Source organism: Deltaproteobacteria bacterium GWC2_55_46 (assembly GCA_001595385.3).
Classification (GTDB): Bacteria; Desulfobacterota; GWC2-55-46; order GWC2-55-46; family GWC2-55-46; genus UBA5799.
The window spans coordinates 622857-642011 of sequence record LVEI03000001.1; the positions used below are offsets into that span (position 1 = coordinate 622857).

Annotated in this window: 17 protein-coding genes; 2 read left to right on the forward strand and 15 right to left on the reverse strand. The window is 55.7% G+C overall.

The features are described from left to right. Positions 1-42: 42 nt before the first annotated feature. The 14 genes from A2V21_302970 to A2V21_303035 all read right to left on the reverse strand — a co-directional run bounded on the left by A2V21_302970 (position 43) and on the right by A2V21_303035 (position 15121). Complete coding sequence (locus A2V21_302970; protein ID OIJ73316.1) at positions 43-1254, reverse strand: acetylornithine aminotransferase; 1212 nt, start codon at positions 1252-1254, stop codon at positions 43-45. Positions 1255-1270: 16 nt separating this feature from the next. Continuing rightward, entirely contained in the window at positions 1271-2128 is an 858-nt protein-coding gene (locus A2V21_302975; GenBank protein OIJ73317.1) for an acetylglutamate kinase, read from the reverse strand. Positions 2129-2207: 79 nt separating this feature from the next. After that, a complete protein-coding gene (locus A2V21_302980; protein ID OIJ73318.1) occupies positions 2208-3569 on the reverse strand; it encodes an HslU--HslV peptidase ATPase subunit in 1362 nt (453 codons plus the stop codon). Further along, positions 3566-4111 (reverse strand): HslU--HslV peptidase proteolytic subunit, encoded by a 546-nt coding sequence (locus A2V21_302985; protein ID OIJ73319.1) that lies wholly within the window; start codon positions 4109-4111, stop codon positions 3566-3568. Before A2V21_302985 ends, A2V21_302980 begins: the two co-directional genes overlap by 4 nt. A 9-nt stretch (positions 4112-4120) precedes the next feature. Next, on the reverse strand, positions 4121-5044 hold the full coding sequence (locus A2V21_302990) for a hypothetical protein (GenBank protein OIJ73320.1): 924 nt from the start codon (positions 5042-5044) through the stop codon (positions 4121-4123). Between the two features lie 156 nt (positions 5045-5200). Beyond that, the gene (locus tag A2V21_302995) at positions 5201-5899 is read right to left on the reverse strand and encodes a signal peptidase I (GenBank protein OIJ73321.1); all 699 of its coding nucleotides are present in this window, start codon (positions 5897-5899) and stop codon (positions 5201-5203) included. After that, positions 5899-7689: an elongation factor 4 gene (locus tag A2V21_303000; GenBank protein ID OIJ75028.1), complete on the reverse strand. Its 1791-nt coding sequence runs from the start codon at positions 7687-7689 to the stop codon at positions 5899-5901. Before A2V21_303000 ends, A2V21_302995 begins: the two co-directional genes overlap by 1 nt. Before the next feature lie 165 nt (positions 7690-7854). After that, the gene (locus tag A2V21_303005) at positions 7855-8151 is read right to left on the reverse strand and encodes a hypothetical protein (protein OIJ75029.1); all 297 of its coding nucleotides are present in this window, start codon (positions 8149-8151) and stop codon (positions 7855-7857) included. Positions 8152-8267: 116 nt separating this feature from the next. Beyond that, on the reverse strand, positions 8268-8699 hold the full coding sequence (locus tag A2V21_303010) for a hypothetical protein (GenBank protein OIJ75030.1): 432 nt from the start codon (positions 8697-8699) through the stop codon (positions 8268-8270). Positions 8700-8870: 171 nt separating this feature from the next. Beyond that, entirely contained in the window at positions 8871-9899 is a 1029-nt protein-coding gene (locus A2V21_303015; protein OIJ73322.1) for a hypothetical protein, read from the reverse strand. Positions 9900-9944: 45 nt separating this feature from the next. Beyond that, the gene (locus A2V21_303020; protein ID OIJ73323.1) at positions 9945-11393 is read right to left on the reverse strand and encodes a hypothetical protein; all 1449 of its coding nucleotides are present in this window, start codon (positions 11391-11393) and stop codon (positions 9945-9947) included. Positions 11394-11460: 67 nt separating this feature from the next. After that, positions 11461-12174, reverse strand: coding sequence for a hypothetical protein (locus tag A2V21_303025; protein OIJ73324.1), 714 nt, complete (start codon positions 12172-12174; stop codon positions 11461-11463). Further along, complete coding sequence (locus A2V21_303030; GenBank protein ID OIJ73325.1) at positions 12171-13700, reverse strand: hypothetical protein; 1530 nt, start codon at positions 13698-13700, stop codon at positions 12171-12173. Before A2V21_303030 ends, A2V21_303025 begins: the two co-directional genes overlap by 4 nt. 62 nt (positions 13701-13762) lie before the next feature. Then, entirely contained in the window at positions 13763-15121 is a 1359-nt protein-coding gene (locus tag A2V21_303035; GenBank protein OIJ73326.1) for a DNA repair protein RadA, read from the reverse strand. A 173-nt stretch (positions 15122-15294) separates the two neighbouring features. On the opposite strand from A2V21_303035, the gene A2V21_303040 reads away from it, so the two are divergent. Further along, the gene (locus A2V21_303040) at positions 15295-16806 is read left to right on the forward strand and encodes a hypothetical protein (GenBank protein ID OIJ73327.1); all 1512 of its coding nucleotides are present in this window, start codon (positions 15295-15297) and stop codon (positions 16804-16806) included. Further along, complete coding sequence (locus A2V21_303045; protein ID OIJ73328.1) at positions 16803-18134, forward strand: hypothetical protein; 1332 nt, start codon at positions 16803-16805, stop codon at positions 18132-18134. The genes A2V21_303040 and A2V21_303045 overlap by 4 nt, the downstream gene beginning before the upstream one ends. A 429-nt stretch (positions 18135-18563) precedes the next feature. Here A2V21_303045 and A2V21_303050 read toward each other — a convergent pair whose 3' ends face one another. After that, positions 18564-19076 (reverse strand): GNAT family N-acetyltransferase, encoded by a 513-nt coding sequence (locus A2V21_303050; protein ID OIJ73329.1) that lies wholly within the window; start codon positions 19074-19076, stop codon positions 18564-18566. Positions 19077-19155 lie beyond the last annotated feature (79 nt).

Here is a 19155-nt window from a genome sequence, read left to right on the forward strand (position 1 = left end):
CTCCCTTGATGGGAGGGGACTGAGGGGAGGGTGGAATCTCCCTTAAACCTTTGCCTGCCCTCCAGCCTGAGCGAGCAACGGCTCCAGTATTCCGAGCATCTCGTCGACTTCCTTCTCGGTCACGATGAGGGCCGGGATGAAGCGGAGCACTTTATCGCCCACGCAGTTTATGAGAAGGCCCTTGGCAAGGCATTCCTTCACTATATCGCCGCCCTTTATGCCCTCGGCCAGTTCCATGCCTATTATGAGCCCCTTGCCCCTGACCTCTTTTATGAAGCCGTACTTGTCCTTGAGGCCATTTAACTTGCCGGTCAGATACGCACCCACCCTTTTGCAGTTATCGAGGACGCCATCGTTGATGGTAGTCCTTAAGGCCGCGATCCCAGCCGCCGTCGCCAGCGGGTTTCCTCCGAAGGTCGAGGCGTGGGTGCCTGGGACGAACGCAGACATGACATCATCTATAGCGAGCATCGCGCCTATGGCTACTCCGCCCGCAAGCCCCTTGGCAAGAGTCATGATATCGGGGGAGGCCCCATAGTTCTCATAGGCAAATAACGTCCCTGTGCGGCCAACGCCCACCTGCACCTCGTCGAATATGAGGAGCGCCCCAGCCCTTTTGCAGAGCTCTTTCAATTCCCTGAAGTAATTATCAGAGGGCACGTTCACCCCGCCCTCGCCCTGTATCGGCTCGACCATAATAGCGGCGGTCGTGTCATTTATGGCCCTCTTCGCGGCCTCTATGTCGTTAAATGGCACGTAAATGAACCTCTCAAGGAGGGGCTCGAAGCCTGCCTGATACTTCTTCTGCCCGGTCGCCGCGAGCGCCGCGAAGGTGCGGCCGTGGAAGGACTGCTCCATGGTGAGTATCTGGTGCCTCCTCTGCCCCTTGTCGCTAAAGTACTTTCTCGCGAGCTTCAGGGCCGCCTCGTTGGCCTCTGCCCCCGAGTTGCAGAAAAAGACCCTGTCAGCGAACGAATTCTCCGTGAGTATCTTCGCAAGCTCTGACTGTGTCTCTATGTGATAGAGGTTTGATACGTGTATGAGCTTCTCGGCCTGCGCCTTTATGGCCGCGACGACGTTCGGATGGCAATGGCCGAGGTTACAGACGGCGAGGCCTGATACGAAGTCGAGGTACTCTTTCCCGTCAGCGTCCCAGACCCTGGTGCCCTTGCCCCTGACGATTGATATCGGAAATCTGCCATAGGTATTGGCGACGTGCTTTGCGGTAAGGCCGATTATTTGAGCGTTCGACAACTTAGACCTCTCTTTTCTATTTCTTAAGCCCTATTGCAGTTCCGACACCAGCGTCGGTAAAGACCTCAAGAAGGACCGCGTGCTCGACCCTGCCATCGATTATATGGGCCCTCCCGACGCCGGAGGCGACAGCGTCCATGCAACACCGGAGCTTGGGTATCATGCCTCCTACCGCGACCTTCTTCGTGATTAGCGAACGGGCCTCTGAGAGCGTTAGCGCCGAGATGAGCTTCTTCTCCTTATCGAGTACACCCGCGACGTCTGTGAGGAGTATGAGCTTTTCGGCCTTAAGAGCGGCTGCGATCTTCCCTGCTACCGTGTCGGCGTTTATATTGAAGCTCTCGCCCTCCTCGTCACCGCCGACAGGGGCGATGACGGGGATAAAATCGCTCTCCTCGAGGACGCTTATGACGCTTGCATCTATCGACTCCACGTCACCCACAAAGCCCATCTCCTCGCCCTTTATCTTGAGCCTCTTGGCCTTGATCAACCCGCCGTCCTTGCCGCCGAGGCCCACGGCCTTTCCGCCGAAGTGGTTTATGAGGCCGACTATCTCTTTATTAATCTTGCCCATGAGGACCATCTCTACCACGTCCATGGTCTCGTCGTCGGTTACACGTATGCCCTTTACGAACCTCGATTCCTTGCCGAGCCTGGTGAGAAGTCCGCCTATCTGCGGCCCCCCGCCGTGGACTATAACGGGGTTTATCCCGACATACTTCATGAGGACGACGTCCCTGGCGAAACTCTTCTTGAGCCCCTCGTCGACCATCGCGTGGCCGCCGTACTTTATGACGATCGTCTTGTCGAAGAACTTCCGGATGTACGGGAGAGATTCGAATAGCGTCCTTATCTTCTCAATATTCTTCTGCACCGGCGCGCTCCATAAAAAAAATAACCGTGATGCCGGGGCAGAAACGTCCCGCCGTACCCCGCTATCACGGTCTAAAGTACTAAAGGATATACCTTGAAAGATCCTCGTCTTTTACTATGTCCGCAAGCCTCTTCCGGACGTACTCCATGTCGATCGTGACCTGCTTGTCCGCCATGTCCGGCGCGTCGAAGGATATCTCGTCGAAGACCCTCTCCATTACCGTATGGAGCCTGCGGGCGCCGATATTCTCCATCCTCTCGTTCACGATGGTGGCAATGGAAGCGATCTCGCGCACGCCGTCGTCCGTGTAAGTAACCTCCATGCCCTCGGTGGCAAGGAGGGCCTTATACTGCTTCAGGAGGGCGTTCTCAGGCTCGGTAAGTATCCTTATGAAGTCATCTTCTCCCAGCGGGCCCAGCTCGACCCTTATCGGGAACCTGCCCTGGAACTCCGGTATCAGATCAGACGGCTTCGCCACATGAAAAGCGCCTGAGGCTATGAAGAGTATATGGTCGGTCTTTACCATGCCGTACTTCGTGCTGACGGTAGAGCCCTCGACTATCGGCAGGAGGTCCCTCTGTACGCCTTCCCTGGATACGTCCGGGGTCTGTGCGGTCTGGCGTCCCGCGATCTTGTCTATCTCGTCTATGAAGACTATGCCCGACTGCTCTACTCTTTCGACCGCCTCTTTCTGCACCTTTTCCATGTCTATGAGGCGCTGGCTCTCTTCCAGTATAAGGAGGCTGTAAGCCTCCGGGACCTTGACCTTCCGACGCCTGGTCTTTTTGGGGAAGAGGTTCGAGAACATGTCCTTGAAGTTCATGTCCATCTCCTCCATGCCGCCGGAGGAGGTGAGTATCTCGATAGAAGGCATCTTCTGCTGCTCGCTCGTCTCTACCTCTATCTCCTTGTCGTCGAGCTTGCCTTCCCTGAAAAGGGCCCTGAGCTTATCACGGGTCGACTTCTGAAGCTCCCGTTCCTTGGCGATCCTCTCCTGGTCAGCCGCCTGATAGGGCGCGGATGTGACAGGCGGGAGAAGGAGATCGAGTACACGCTCTTCAGCGAGGTCCTTTGCTCTTACCCTGACCTTTACCCGCTCCTCGTCCTTTACCATCTTGACCGATAGCTCCGTAAGGTCGCGGATAATGCTCTCGACGTCGCGGCCCACGTAGCCGACTTCAGTGAATTTGCTGGCCTCCACCTTGATGAACGGCGCCTGCGCGAGCTTCGCGAGCCTCCTCGATATCTCGGTCTTGCCGACCCCCGTCGGCCCTATCATGATTATGTTCTTCGGGTATATCTCCTCGCGAAGCTCCGCCTCCACCTGCTGGCGCCTCCATCTGTTGCGAAGAGCTATGGCCACGGCCCTCTTGGCCTGCTTCTGTCCGATGATATACTTATCCAGCTCGGATACTATTTCCCTTGGCGTAAAGCTTTTCATAATGAAAGCTCTTCCACTGTTATATTGTTATTGGTGTATATGCATATCTCTGCGGCGGCCTTCAAGGCCTCTTCCGCTATGGTCCTGGCGTCTAAAGAGGTGTGCCTCACCAGCATCTTCGCCGCCGCCAGCGCGTACGCTCCGCCGGAGCCTATGGCAGCTATGCCCTCCTCCGGCTCTATGACGTCACCTGTCCCGGAGATGATAAAGGTATGCTCCCTGTCGGCCACGATAAGGAGCGCCTCCAGTTTACGGAGTATCCTGTCTGTGCGCCAGTCCTTGGCAAGCTCTATGACCGCCTTGGTGATATTGCCCCTGGTGCTTTCGAGCTTGCTCTCGAACTTGTCAAAGAGCGTCATGGCGTCGGCGGTAGACCCGGCGAACCCGGCTATCACCTTGCCTTCGAGCATGCGCCTCACCTTGACGGCCCCTTTTTTCATGACCGTGCTCCCGAGCGTGACCTGGCCGTCGCCGGCTATTGCCACCTTGCCGTTCTGCCTTATCGCTATTATCGTAGTGCCGTGAAAAGTCGTGCCTGACAACCGAGCCTCCTAACCTGTCTTTCTGGCCCTCGGGTGGGCCTTGTCATAGGCCTCCATGAGGGTAGACATACCGACCTTCGTATACCTCTGGGTGGTCGATAGTTTCGCATGCCCCAGCATCTCCTGGATCGCCCTCAAGTCGACCCCCGCGTCAAGGAGATGGGTGGCGAAAGAATGCCTCAGCGCGTGCGGGGTCGGGTCTTTTGAGATGCCGCTTTCAAGGACGTACCTTTTAACAAGCCTCTGGACCGTCCTCGGGGTGAGCCTCGCGCCGCCCTTTCCGGTGAAAAGCGCTCCTGCGGACGCCCCACTTACCAACAAGTATGCCTCAATAGAGGCCTTTGCGCTCGACCCGATATAGGCTATGCGCTCCTTGGAGCCTTTGCCAAGGACCCTTACAGTCCCTGATGAGAGGTCTACGTCCTTAAGATCAAGGCCCGTAAGCTCGCTTACCCTTATGCCGGACGAATAAAGGACCTCCAGTATGGCAAGGTCCCTTAACGCGGTCTTATTATCCTTTGAATTTGCCGGGGCCTCTACAAGGCAACTGGCCTCTTCGACCGTGAGAACTGCCGGGAGATACTTCTCTATCTTCGGGGTAGGCACGTTCTCAGCCGGGTTAGCCGCCGCCAGCCCCTTCCTTATCAGGAATCTGAAAAAAGACCTTATTGAAGACAGCTTCCTGGCAACAGTTACCTTCCTGCACCCCCGGTGGAGGCTGTAGACGTAAGAGGTCACCGCCCTCTCGTCGATACCGGAAACTTGAGGCTCCAGCCCGCCCTCCCCTGCAAGAAAGCGGTGAAACTGCGTTAAGTCCCTCAGATACCCCAGTCGGGTATGAGGGGATGAGTTCCTCTCAACGGCCAGATAGCTTACGAATTCGTCGATAAGCCGCCGTAGGCCCTGCGGTCCAGTCTCTGTATTCCCGGGCATCTCTTGTCCTGTCCGAGCCGCTTGAAAGTCTCAAGCGCCTCAGGGATGATCACGGCAGAAAGCCGTAAAACCAGACCGGGTTATCAAAAAATGCTTATAGCACCAAAACCTGAAAGCTGCAATCATTTTTGAAGCGTTACCGCGGAAGCCTCGCGGTTATTTTATTATATCCCCGATCCTCCCAAAGCGCACCCAACGGCTGTCCCTGTCCCAGGACCAGTATATGATGAGCGCCTTGCCCTTGATGTCCTCTATGGGCACCGGCCCCCAGTACCTCGAATCATAGCTCCTGTCCCGGTTGTCTCCCATGGCAAAGACCGCCCCATCCGGCACGGTGTACGGCCCGAACGAGACGCTTTTTTCAGCCTCCTCGCCGTATGCCCCGCCCTTGTTGACCCCGAAGCGCTCATCCCACCTCTCGCCGTTTATGTATATCTTCCTGTCGCGGAGCTCTACCCTGTCGCCCGGCAGGCCGACTACCCTCTTTATATAGTCCTTTGACCTGTCGCCGGGGAAACGGAAGACCACCACGTCTCCCCTTTCAACCCCGCCCCATGTCCGCGAGAGCCTGGTCTCGAAAAACGGCACAGTAGTGCCGAGTATCTTGATCATCGCGGGCTTTGGCACCTGCAGCCCGTAGGAGAGCTTGCTCACTATTATATGGTCGCCGACAAGGAGGGTATCCTCCATCGACCCGGATGGTATCTTGAAGGCCTGTATGAGAAAGGTCCTTATGATGAGCGCCAGTATAAGGGCTATTACTACGGCCTCGGCTATCTCCCTTGCATGCCCCTTTTTGCGCTTCTCCGCGGTCCCGGTCCGCTCTTTTTCCTTTTCAGCCATCTCTACTCCCATCAGCTCACCTTGAGAACGGCGAGGAAGGCCTCCTGCGGCAGTTCCACGCGGCCCACCTGCTTCATCCTCTTCTTTCCTTCCTTCTGCTTCTCGAGGAGCTTCCTTTTTCTTGATATGTCTCCGCCGTAGCACTTGGCGGTTACGTTCTTCCTCATGGCCTTGACCGTCTCTCTCGCTATCACCTTGTTCCCGATAGATGCCTGTATGGCTATCTCGAACATCTGCCTGGGGATGAGCTCCCTCATCTTCTCCGTCAGTTCCTTGCCCCTCTGATAAGACCTTTCTCTCGGCACGATAAGAGAAAGCGCGTCCACCGGCTCGCCATTTATGAGTATGTCGAGCTTCACGAGGTCGGATCTCCTGAAATCGAGGTACTCGTAGTCCATCGACGCGTAGCCCTTGGTAAGGGTCTTGAGCTTGTCGTAGAAATCGAGGACTATCTCGTTAAGGGGTATCTCGTATACGACGACCACCCTGGAGGTGCTTAAATACCTTATCTCCTTCTGCATCCCCCTTTTAGCCTCGCAAAGGCCCAGTATGGCGCCGAGGAACTCTGAAGGCAGGTGGATGGTAGCGAGTATATAGGGCTCCTCTATCATCTCGATGTGCTGCGGCTGGGGCAGGTTCGATGGGTTTTCCACCATCATCACGCTCCCGTCGGTCTTGGTGACCCTGTAGACGACCGTCGGAGCGGTTGTTATGAGCTCAAGGCCGTACTCCCTTTCAAGCCTCTCCTGTATTATTTCCATATGAAAGAGGCCCAGGAACCCGCACCTGAAGCCGAAGCCAAGGGCAAGGGAGGTCTCAGGCTCGAATGTAAAGGACGAGTCGTTGAGCCGGAGCTTCATGACCGCTTCCTTAAGCTCCTCGTACTGTACTGAATCTACCGGGTAGAGGCCGCTGAAGACCATGGACTTGGCGGGCTTGTACCCGGCGAGAGCCTCTGGCGTAGGGTTGGCGGCATCGGTGATGGTGTCGCCGACGCTGGTGTCCCTCACCTCTTTTATGCCTGCTATCACAAAGCCGACCTCTCCGGGGCCGAGCTCGCCAATCTCTTTCGGGGTGGGCGAGAATACACCGACCTTGTCGACATCGAACTCCTTGCCGTTGGCCATGAAGCGGATCCTGGTGCCCCTCTTTACGGTCCCCTCAAATACCCTGACCTGTACTACGACCCCCTGGTAGATATCGTACCAGCTGTCAAAGACAAGGGCCTTTAGCGGCTTAGCCGCGTCCCCGCCAGGGGGCGGTATCCGCTTTACGATGGCCTCAAGGACGTCCTTTATGCCGACTCCCTCCTTGGCGCTCGTGAGGACCGCTTCAGAGGCGTCGATGCCGCATACCTCTTCTATCTCAGCCTTGATCCTCTCGGGCTCGGCGGAGGGGAGGTCAATCTTGTTCAATACCGGGAATATCTCAAGGCCGACGTCGACGGCGGTGTAGAGGTGGGCGACGGTCTGAGCCTCAACCCCCTGAGAGGCGTCAACGATGAGTATCGCGCCCTCGCAGGCCGATAGCGACCTCGATACCTCGTAGCTGAAGTCCACGTGCCCAGGCGTGTCAATGAGGTTAAGTATGTAAGTCTGCCCGTCATCGGCCTTGTAGGAAAGCCTCGCGGTCTGGGCCTTTATGGTGATGCCACGCTCGCGCTCAAGTTCCATCTTGTCGAGGAACTGGTCGACCATCTCCCTCTTCGTTATGGTCCCGGTATACTCCAGGAGCCTGTCCGAGAGGGTCGACTTGCCATGGTCTATATGCGCGATTATGGAGAAGTTGCGTATGGTTGCGATATTAGTCAAATCGACACCCTTGTCCTTTTTATAAAGAAGCGCGGTAACATAATATTGTAAATAATAGCGGCTTCTTTGTCAAAAGAAAACCCCCGGCGCGTTTTCCGGGGGCCCTGTCAGCCGTTGAAAAAATCAAGATCACGCTCAGGCTGCCAAAAATCTCTTTCAGCGTCCCGTGACCTGGTCTATCCACTTGAGATAATCGCCGTGGCCGGCCTTTATGTCGACAGCTATTATTTCCGGCACCTCGTAGCTGTGCATCTCAAGTATGCGTTTTTTAAGCCCCTCAAAAAGCTCTGCCCTGGTCTTGATGATACAGAGCACCTCATGCTCATCGTACATCTCGCCTTTCCACATGTAGATAGACCGGAGCCCGGGGAGTATGCTGCAGCAGGCAGCAAGCTCTTCACCTACTATAGCGTCAGCTATCTGTACGGCGGCGTCAGGGTTGGGGGCTGTCATGAAAACGACTATATACCCGTCCACGGAAGGTCTCCTTTAAAGCCCAAAAGGTAAGAAGAAACTAACATCTTTGGTAGGATAAATCAATGCGCGAAAATGATTAGCGCTTACATTCTTTATTCAAGGAACTTCCTCAAATCCTCTAACATTCTCTCCCTGTGGGTTGCCCCCCAGTAAGTCCTCTGGCAGACAGGGCATACGGAGAACTCTGCCTGGGTCTGGAATACGTAGGGCGGGACCTTGGCTTTAACCGACTCCTTCGGGACATCTTTCAACAGGGCGTTGCAGCGGAGGCACCTTGTAAGGAGGAGGCTGTCGTCTGGGGGAAACTCTCCTGCGACCTGCCTGAGCTGCTCCCCGACAAGATCGCTTTTTATAAAAAAAACCCTTTTGCGCGCGCCTCTCCTCTCGATGAGCCGCGTGTCCCTCGTAAGTATGAGCCTCTGTTCTGCCGTAGCCCTCTTTATAAGCTCGGTGTCCTCTATATGCGTGTCGTACTCCACATCATAGCCGAGCGTCCTCATCCACCTGGCAAGCTTGCCAAGCATGGCGTCGGCGAAGAATTTCGTTACGCTCCCCTCCATCATATCTGGCCATAAAAAAGGCCGTCATTACGACGGCCTTAAAAAAAATGTCATTGCGAGCGGAGCGAAGCAATCTCAGTCATTTTAGCGCAATAATGAGATTGCTTCGTCGCCTTCGGCTCCTCGCAATGACGGCTAACCAAAAAAAATCTGCGCCGTCCTCAGCATCTCAGGGTCTACCGTCTTGAGCTTTTCCGTCGCCTCCTGAAGGGATACGTCCACTATGTTGTTACCCTTGAGCGCCACCATCCTGCCGTACTTGCCCTCGTTCAGCATTTCAATTGCCTTTACGCCGAAACGGGTAGCGAGCACCCTGTCATAGGCAGTAGGCGTGCCGCCCCTTTGAAGATGGCCCAGCACGACAAACCTGGACTCAACTCCAAGCCTCTTTTCGATTTCGGTGGCGAGGAACTCGCCTACCCCCCCAAGCTTCACGTGGCCGAACGAGTCAAGGGTCTTGTCCTTCGTTATCATGCCGCCGGCTTCCTTTGGATAGGCCCCCTCTGCGGTGACGACGAGGCTGAAGTACTTGCCTGCCTCCCTGCGCTTCTTTATGAGGTCGCATACCTTTTCGACGTCAAAAGGCTCTTCGGGGATGAGTATTACGTCCGCCCCTCCGGCAAGCCCGCCGTAGACGGCTATCCAGCCGGCGTGCCTGCCCATGACCTCGACCACCATGACCCTCTGGTGCGCCTCCGTAGTCGAATGGAGCCTGTCAAGGGCCCAGGTGACTATGCTCACGGCCGTGTCGAAACCGAAGGTGAAGTCGGTTCCGGAGAGGTCGTTATCTATCGTCTTCGGAACGCCAACGGTCTTTATGCCCTTTTCGTGGAGCTTTGCCGCAACACTCAAGGTATCGTCCCCGCCTATGCATACGAGGGCGTCTATCTTGAGCTCGTTGAGGTTCCTGAAAAGCTTCTCGGCGTCCTCGGGCTTCTTAAGCGGGTTGGTGCGCGAGGTGCCGAGGACCGTGCCTCCGAGAGGCAGCAGCCCTGAGACCGACTGCCTTGTGAGCTTGACGGTCTTTGCCTCGACGAGCCCCCGCCAGCCCTCCCGTATGCCGGTGAACTCGTGGCCGAGCTGAAGCCCTCTTTTCACTACCGCCCTTATTACCGCGTTGAGCCCCGGGCAGTCTCCGCCGCCGGTCAATATCCCGATATTCATCTACTCCCCCCTCTTGTCAGGATATGGAAAATATCACAATGACATCTACTGGACTGTAGCCTTTCCCGCCGGCGCGCTCAAGTGCGCGGCGGCCATGGGCAGGCGTACCGTAAAGACAGAACCCTTGCCAAGGACGCTTTCAACATTTATCGTGCCCCCATGGGCCTGGGCTATCTCCTTGCAGATAGATAGCCCCAGCCCAGCCCCGCCGACCGTGCTTGTGCGGGCCTTGTCCACCCTGTAGAACCTGTCGAATATATATGGAAGGTCCTCAGCCGATATGCCAGCCCCGGTGTCGCGGACGCTCAGGACCGCCTTTCCCGCCTCTTCACCCAGACGAAGCTCCACCCGCCCGCCACTGGGCGTGTATTTAATGGCGTTATCGATGAGGTTAAAGACGAGCTGTCCTATCCTCACAAGGTCCCCGTTCACGACGGCGGGCTTATTCTCAAGGATATCCAACTGAACAGCGCTGTCAAGGGCCCGCCTCCTGAGCTGATCGATCCTCTCCTGCACCACCCTGTCGAGGTCGACCCGCTCCCGGGCAGTGGCCCCCTTTTCAACGTCCATCTTCGCGAGGTCGAGGAGGTTCCTTACTATGTAGCTCATCCTGTCTATCTCTTCGAGCCCTGATGAGAGGACCTCTTTCATGTACTCAGGGTCGCTCTTGGACCTGAGGGCTATCTCCATCTCGCCTTTCAATATCGTAAGCGGGGTCTTAAGCTCATGGGAGGCGTCGGCCGTGAACTGGCTTATCTGTTTGAAAGACTTCTCGAGCCTTTCTATCATCTCATTTATAGTGGATGCGAGCCTGCCGATCTCGTCCTGCGGCCCTGTTATCTGTATGCGCTCGTTGAGGTTTTCGGCCTCTATCCTCCTGGCGGCCTCGGTTATGTCGGCAACCGGCTTCAACGCCTTTTTGGCCAGGAACCACCCGAGAGCGCCAGCCACGAAGACAGAGGCGAGTATGGCCGAGACGAGTATATACGCGAGAGAATGCAATATCTCGTCCATGCCCTCGAGAGACGAGCCGACCTGGACGATCGCGACCAACCCCTTGTCCTTGAAGGCTATGGGCTTTGTCACGACCCGCACGGGATACCTGCCCATGTTCTTTACTATCTCGAAGGTGGTAGCCCCGCCGATTGCCGCGTGATATGTCCCCTTGGTGAGAGACATCCCGAAGCCCTGGAGGTTGGACGACCTTGCGACTATCTGCCCGTGCGCGTCAAGGACCTGTATGTAATTGCCGGCTGTCCTGATCCCAAAAAACCGCTCAAGTATTATGTCAAAGTTCCTGGGCAGGAAGAGCTCTCCCGAAGGCCTTATGATGGTATGGACCATCATGTTGGCGACCGAGCTTATCTGGTTGTCCGTCCGGTAGATGATTATCTTGGAAAGCGAATAAGAAAAGGCGGCTCCGAAGGCGATGAGGCTTACGAAGAGAAGGGAGGTGTACCAGAAGGTAAGCCTTGTGCGTATTGAAAAGTTCATGAGGGTCTTCCCATCCGTCCCGGTTCAAGGGAGGGGTCCGTTTTTAAGCTCATGGGGGGCCGCGCAGTTACTGGCTTATCTCCTTGAGCTTCGAAAGGGACTTTATGATGATCTCCTTCCTCTTTATATCAAGGATCCCGTCTTCCTTGAAGCTCTTAAGGAGCCTTATGGAAGTCTCCTGGGTTATCCCAAGGAGCTCCGCTATCTCAAGCCTGGAGAGGGTAAGGTTGAGCTTTACCGCGCCGTCGGACTTGACGCCGTACTCCCCGGCGAGCGTGTAAAGGAGATGGGCGAGCTTCTCCCTGGCGTTAAGGAGCCCAAGGTGGCCTATCCTCTCGTAGGCGGCATTCAGCTCCTTGCCCATCGAGATGATGAGCTTCTTGGCGATAGACGGCTCCTCCTCGAGTATCTTGAAGAAAGCGTGCCTGTCTATGTAGCAGAGGTCGCACTCATCCATGGCCACGGCGGTATTCTTGTAGGTGCGCGCGTTATAGAAGACCTCGAAGCCCAGGAGGTCCCCTGGGTCCAGTATGCTTATTATCTGCTCCTTACCGGTCGAGGAAGACCTCACCACCTTGATCCTTCCGGCCCTGACTATATAGATGCCGTTGCAGTCGTCCCCTTCCATGAAGACCACCTCGCGCTTCTTGTAGCGGTTTATTATCACCGCCTCCTTGAAAGCCTCGAGCTGCGCGATATTCAGTCCGGTAAAAAGGGCATTCTCCTTTATGTGGCACCTGCAAAGCGAACAGACCGACTCTTTGTCTACTTCTGTCGTCATCTCATCCCCTCTATGCTCGCGAGCCCTCCGCCCGAAAGCTCGCCGAACGGAAAGCCGCCCCTGTACGGCACGACGGCGAGGCTTACGCCGCGCGCGCCCTTTATCTCCCTTATAAGATCGACTACCTCCTGGTCCGCAAGCGGCTTCCCTGTCCTCCAGTCAACGGTCTGGACCTTTATTAGGACCCTCGCCGGGTCTCCTACGGCCCTCGACGCGTCCCCGACCATCTTAACTATCATGTCCCTGATCTCCGGGGCGCTCTTCTCAAGCTCCTCCCCCATCTGCCTGTGGTAGGCCATGATGGAAAAATAGTCGAAGTCCGACATAAGGGCTTCGTTCAGGTCCTGTGAAAGCCAGGCAAGGGCGTATGGAGGGTTTACTATGCTCTCGTACATGAGGTTGATCGCGAACATGGCCTGTGGGCGCTTGTACTTTACAACGGCCTTGAGCCTGTCGGCCACCCGCACCAGGTGCCTGTTCTTCCAGGAGGCCCACCTCCAGAAAAGCCCGGTATAATGCACCGGGCCGCCTTCCGGCTCCCGTATGTAAAGCGCCTCTGGGTCAAGCCCTGTCCCGGTCTCTTTCTCAAAAAGGGCGGCAGCCGCCTCGCCAAACCCCTCGTTGTGCCTCATCACAAGGTCGTCCTGAAAAAGGACGCCGTCTATTTCGTGGGAAGCGAGATCCGAGTATATGCCCTCAAGCCTCTGGACCGCCCTTTCATTGAAGAGGTCGAGCCCCTTGCACCTGCCGTAACCCATCTTCTGAATATCATAAGATACGCAGGCAAGCCCTTCGTCGTCCTCTGCCCCATAATCGGCGTACCGGGTGGTCATCCACGCGAAGACCTTAAGCCCTTTTGAATGGGCCATCTCTATGACCCTGGGGAGAAAGTCGTCTACGACAGGGGCGTATGACGTTTTGAAGTAGACCCCGCGCTTATTTGAGGGCTTTGCCGCCGGATAGAACCTATCGCCCTGGTTGTGGAAGGCCCTGACTATTATGGTATCGACACCGGCGCCGGCAAGGCTTTCAAGTTCGCTTTCGACCTCGGCATAGGTCCTGCCCTCAAAGAGCATCACCTGCACCGCCCTTAGATACGGCCGCTTCTCCCTGTATATTTCAGGCAGCGGCTGAGGGGCGGCCTTCTTAAGCTTGTCCCTGGCCTCCTGCATCTTTATCTCGGCCACTATGGCGAAGGGGCTGTCGACGAAGTTTGATATGAAAAGGCGGAACTGCCCCTCTGCCTCGCTGTACCTGCCAGAGTACAGATAGGCCTCGGCCATCCTGAACTGGGCTTCAGAGATGAGCGGGCTTCCGGGAAAGCAATCGATGAACCTGCCGAACTCACGCGCGGCGGTCTGATAGTCCCCCTCGTCCATCAGGAACCTGGCGTAATTGAACTGGCCGAGGTCCGTGAAATACGGGGCCCTTGTTGCGGCGCCAGCCACCCTCGTCCATGCAAGGAGCAAAAGGATCAGCAAGGCAACTGCTGCCGGCCTTATCTGAGCGCGTTTGATATCTTTCAAGAAAAAGCTCCTAAGATAGAAAACTATTATATCAAAACGGCTTAAACCGGGCTACAGCTAACTCAGAAGAACTTCTCTATCGCCTCTTTGACGGTAGAGATACCGACGGTAGAGATGCCGCCAGCCCCCTTCAGCCCTTTAAGATTGTCCTTTGGCATTATGCACCTTTTGAAGCCAAGCTTCGCCGCCTCCCTTATCCTTGGCTCGACCTGGCTTATCGCCCTCACCTCACCGGCAAGGCCTACCTCGCCGAATATCACCGTGCTTGGCTCTATGGGCCTGTCAAGATAGTTCGATGTTATCGCCGCCAGCACACCAAGGTCCACCGCTGGCTCTTCGAGCTTTAGCCCACCGGCGACCTTTATAAAGATATCGTGGTTCGCGAGCTGCATCCCGGCCTTTTTCTCGAGTACGGCGGCAAGGAGCATTACCTTGTTGTAGTCTACCCCTACGACAGTCCTCCTCGGCACGCCGAAAAGGGTCGGGCATACGAGCGATTGCACTTCTACCAGTATCGTCCTTGTGCCCTCGAGACTTGAGACCACCGCCGACCCTGAGGCCCCCTCCGGTCTTTCGGCGAGGAATACCTCAGAGGGGTTTGCTACTTCGCGGAGCCCACCCTCCTGCATCTCGAATACCCCTATCTCCATGATAGAGCCGAACCTGTTCTTGACTGCCCGGAGTATCCTGAAGGCATGGGAGCGCTCGCCCTCGAAATAAAGGACGGTATCCACCATGTGCTCCAGTACCTTTGGCCCTGCTATCGCCCCTTCCTTTGTAACGTGCCCCACAAGGAAGACCGGGACCTCCATCGACTTCGCAAGGCCCGTGAGCCGGGAGGCGGTCTCCCTTACCTGGCTTACGCTCCCGGGAGAGGACTCAAGCGCCTCCGAGAAGATCGTCTGCACGGAGTCTATTACTATGATGCCGGGCTTCAATTCCTTTACAGACTGGAGGATGCTTTCAAGGGAGGTCTCCGGATAGACCAGCAGGTTTTCGCTTACCGCGCCGAGTCGCTCGCCACGGAGCCTTATCTGCCTTGAGGACTCTTCGCCTGTAACATAGAGGACCTTGTGCCCAACGGAGGCAAGGGCGCCCATCGCCTGCAGAAGGAGGGTCGATTTTCCTATGCCGGGATCGCCGCCTATGAGTATCGCCGAGCCCGGCACGATGCCTCCGCCAAGGACCCTGTCAAACTCGGTTATGCCGGTCCTTGTCCTGTCCTCTTCGGTTATGACGAGGGAGGTTATAGGCTGGGGCGTCCCGGAGAAGTCTGAGCGGTGAGAAAGAGCCTTTTTTTCCGGCGCTGCCTTCTCTTCGAGGAATGTGTTCCATCCGCCGCAGTCAGGGCATTTGCCGAGCCACTTGTAAGAGCTATTGCCGCACCCCTGGCAGGAATATATCGTCTTTGTCTTGGCCATGTTTTCTTCTCAACCGCGGAGCATGAAATCCGATAAAACTACAAGAGGCTTACTGATTGACAAAGATGGCAGTTTTGTTATCATATTTCCAATTAAACACGGAAACCAAGGAAATGTCTGTAGAAATTTCAAATTACGCCACCATACTAATTGAACTCGTTAAGGCTGTCAAGATGCACAATTTCTACCCGCAGGGGCATCCGCAGCTCGAGTCCATCATCGAAAAATCTTATCTCGCCCTCAAAAAAAGCATCGACACAGCCGGGGAGTTCAAGTGGCGCATAGACCAGCGCGGCTTCTACTTCGAGAAGTTGCCGCTTGCGCCGGGGAACGCCGAGATAGCCGGGCTTGCCAAAAAACTCTTCTTCAGGCGCATAAAAGAGATCACCTTCCTTGCTCAACTGGACATGAACGACATAAAGGTATTCCTATCGGCGGTAAACGCCGAGCCCGAGGAGATACAGGCTAAAGGCGGCGTAGAGGCGTTCTTCGCCTCTCTTGACATAAACGGCATCCTCCTGAACGAGCAGCGCTACGAGGACATAAAGAAGCTCAAAAACGAGCTCGAGGCAAAAAAAGAAGCGGAGAAGGCAGCCGCTGAAGAAAAACAGGAGCAGCCAGCCGGAGAGTCTGAAAAGGCCCAGGAGGAGCAGGAAGAAAAGCCGAAAGAAGAGGTAAAACAAGACTCTCTTGAGACGCTTATAAGCAAGATACGCGGAGAAAAAGACGACTTGAGGTACAAAGACCTCTCCGCCAGGATAACAGAGCTGCTTACCCAGGGGAAGGCGGAAAGCGTCTATCCATGTCTCATCGTCTTCTACGAGCATACACTCCCGGCCTCCGGGCGGAGCGACTTCATAAAGAAGACCGCCCTTGAAGGTATTAAAGGCCTGCTTACGAGGGAGATGCTTAAATTCCTCGCGTCAAGAATAGGCGCTAAACAGGAGCACAACCGCGCCGCGGCGCAGAACATCCTCGTATACGCCGGAGACGAAGGGGCGCAGGCGCTCCTCGACGCCATCATCGAAGCTCAGGATGCCATGGCGCGCAGATACATCTTTAACGCCCTTGTCATCTTTGGCGGTCGTATCAGGCCGCTTATCGAGGCACGGCTCGATCATCCTGAATGGTACGTGGTCCGTCAGATGGCCGCCCTTTTGGGGGCCATAGGCGGCCCGGAGGCCATGGACGCCCTTGAGACCGCTTATAAAAACCCGGAGCTGAGGGTCAAAAAAGAGGTACTGAAGAGCATGGTAAAGATACGCACCCCGAGGGTGACCGAGTTCCTTCTGAAAGCGCTTGGTGAGGAAAACCAGTCGCTCGTTGCGCAGGCCATAATATCGCTTGGCATAATCAAAGACCCGTCGGCGGTCGAACCGCTCGCCGAGCTTGCCTTCAAAAGAGAGGCCTTCTCAGATGCCTCCGAGACCAGCAAGGAAGCTGTAAAGGCCCTCGGCATAATAGGCGACACAAGGGCCGTCCCGCATCTTGAGAAGATACTTTTCAGGACGGTCTGGTTCGGGAAGAAGGCCAACGATGAAGTAAGGTCGCTCGCGGCATATTCCCTTGGGTTGATCGGCACCACTGAGGCCCTGGACGCGGTAGACGCCGTTTACGCGGAATCGACCGGCGAGCTGCACATGGCCTGCAAGAGGGTGCTCGACGGGAGAGAAAGGACCTCATGAACGGAGATAACAGGGACGGCATACTCAAGAACATAAACGCCGGGCTCAAGAGCAAGAAGCTCTACCCGCCGGGCCACCCGTCCATAGCGGCCCCGGTGAACAAGGTCTACGCGCTTCTCATGGACGAGCTCAAGATGAACAACAACATAGCCGTGGCCATCGTGAACGATGCGCTCATCTACGAGGACGACCTCGTGCCTGACGCCGAGAAGCTCTACGCCGACATCATCCAGAACATGGGCGCGAGGAATGTGGACGCCATCATCTTCGAGAAGGGCCTCTCGCAAAAGGAGATATCATCTCTTTTCGACGTGCTCTCCGGTTCCAGCCTCCAGGGGCAGCAATTGCAAAAGGAGATGCACTCGAAGGGCATAACCCACATCACCCTCAAGTCCGTGCCCATGGGCAGGAAGAACATCCTTGAGGTATACAATGGCGCGGTAGAGGTCGTAAAGAACGTAATGGGCGAGATAAGGATGGGGAAGATACCCGAATCCGAGCCCATCGACAACATCGTAAACGAGATGGCGGAGACGGTCTTCTCCGACCCGAACGCCATCATAGGCCTCACGATGATAAAGAACTACGACAACTACCTCTACAACCATTCGGTGAACGTCTCGATACTTTCGCTTTCGCTTGCCAAGTCCATGGGCCTTTCCGACGAAGAAATACACGACGTGGGCGTCGGCGCGCTCCTCCACGACATAGGCAAGACCGGGGTATCCGAGCAGATAATAAGGAAGCCGGGGGGATTAAGCTCCGAGGAGTGGGAGAAGATAAAGGAGCACCCTCTTCTTGGGTCGAATATAATAAAGAGGATGGACGGGATGAGCGACGCGGTCGGCAGGGTCATCTTCGAGCACCATATAAAGTACGACCACACCGGCTACCCGCAGACGACGTCAAAACTCCATCCCTTGAGCCAGATAGTCACGGTCAGCGACGCCTATGACGCGCTCACTACTTTAAGGGTATACCAGAAGCCACACGACCCTGTCGACGCGGTCAAGGTATTGAACAGCTTCTCTGGCAGGCACTTCAGCCCCGATATCCTCAAGGCCTTCACGAACATGATGGGCATGTACCCGGTGGGCACGATGGTCAGGCTTTCGACTAACGAGGTCGGGGTGGTCACGAAGCTCAATAGCGAAATACCCGCGAGGCCCGTGGTGAAGGTTATTTACGGCGCTGACGGGATAGAGCTGGATACCTTTTTAGAGGTCGACCTTTCAAACGACGCGACAAGGGAGATCGTCACGAACGTAAACCCGGCCACGACCTCTACAGACCTGGCCGCGTTCTTCGAAAAAGAGGCGGCTGAGTAAAAAGAGTTTATCAATAGCAAAAAGGCAGGCCGATTGGCCTGCCTTTTTTTTACTTCCTTTCTACTTTTTTCCCTTCGTTATCTTCCTTACCCTCGCGGGCATGACTTTCACCTCCTGACTGAACCTGTTGTGGCTAAAACTGAACCACTACCGCCTGGAAGGCGGCAGGTTCAAAAAACAGTCGGCTGAAATCTCCCCCTTTTCCAAAGGGGGAGAGAGGGGGATTATTTTTGGTGCGCACGGCGCACCCTACAGGACTGGAAGTCTTCGCCTGGAAGGCGAGGGATTTCAGGTCCCATTGTGAGACATTAATTTTATACCAGGATTTCAGGTATGAAGGACGGAGGGATGTCAGAAAGATCCGAAGAGACTATTCAAGGCGTGCAGAGCGCACCTTGAATGACGATAAAGCTTCGCGTACACCTCTTGTCAGCCGCTCGCCTTGAAGCCTTCGTGGAAGGTGACGGTACCCTGCGGAGCCTGTCCAGCAAAAGACAGAGCGAGGAAGAATTCCTGAGGCACTCCATCATGCACAAGTCCCGGCATGTTCTTGAACCCGAACTTTCTGTAATAATCCGGATACCCCACGAGGCAGCAACCTTGCGCATCAAGATCTTTCAGTCGTGACAATCCTTCCCGTATCAGGGCTTTGCCGATGCCATGCCGCTGGTACGCCGGCAAAACCGAAACAGGCCCAAGGCCGTACCAGTTCCGGGTGCCGTCGGAGATGCTGACGGGAGAGAAGGCAATATGCCCTATCACCCGGCCATCCACTTCCGCGACGAGCGATACCGTGAGGGCTTTGGCTGCGCGCAGCGCCGTAATGATAAACTGTTCCGTATGATTGCTGATCTCCATGGTCTCGAATGCGGCAACTGTCACATCGGTTATGGCGCCGATGTCGGCGTTTGTCTCGCTCCTGATAACGACATCATGTTTCATGCGTCTGTATTCCTCTTCTTTAGTGGCCAAACAATTATTAGCCAGGATGCCGGGTGCGCTGCGCGCCCATTCTCACTCT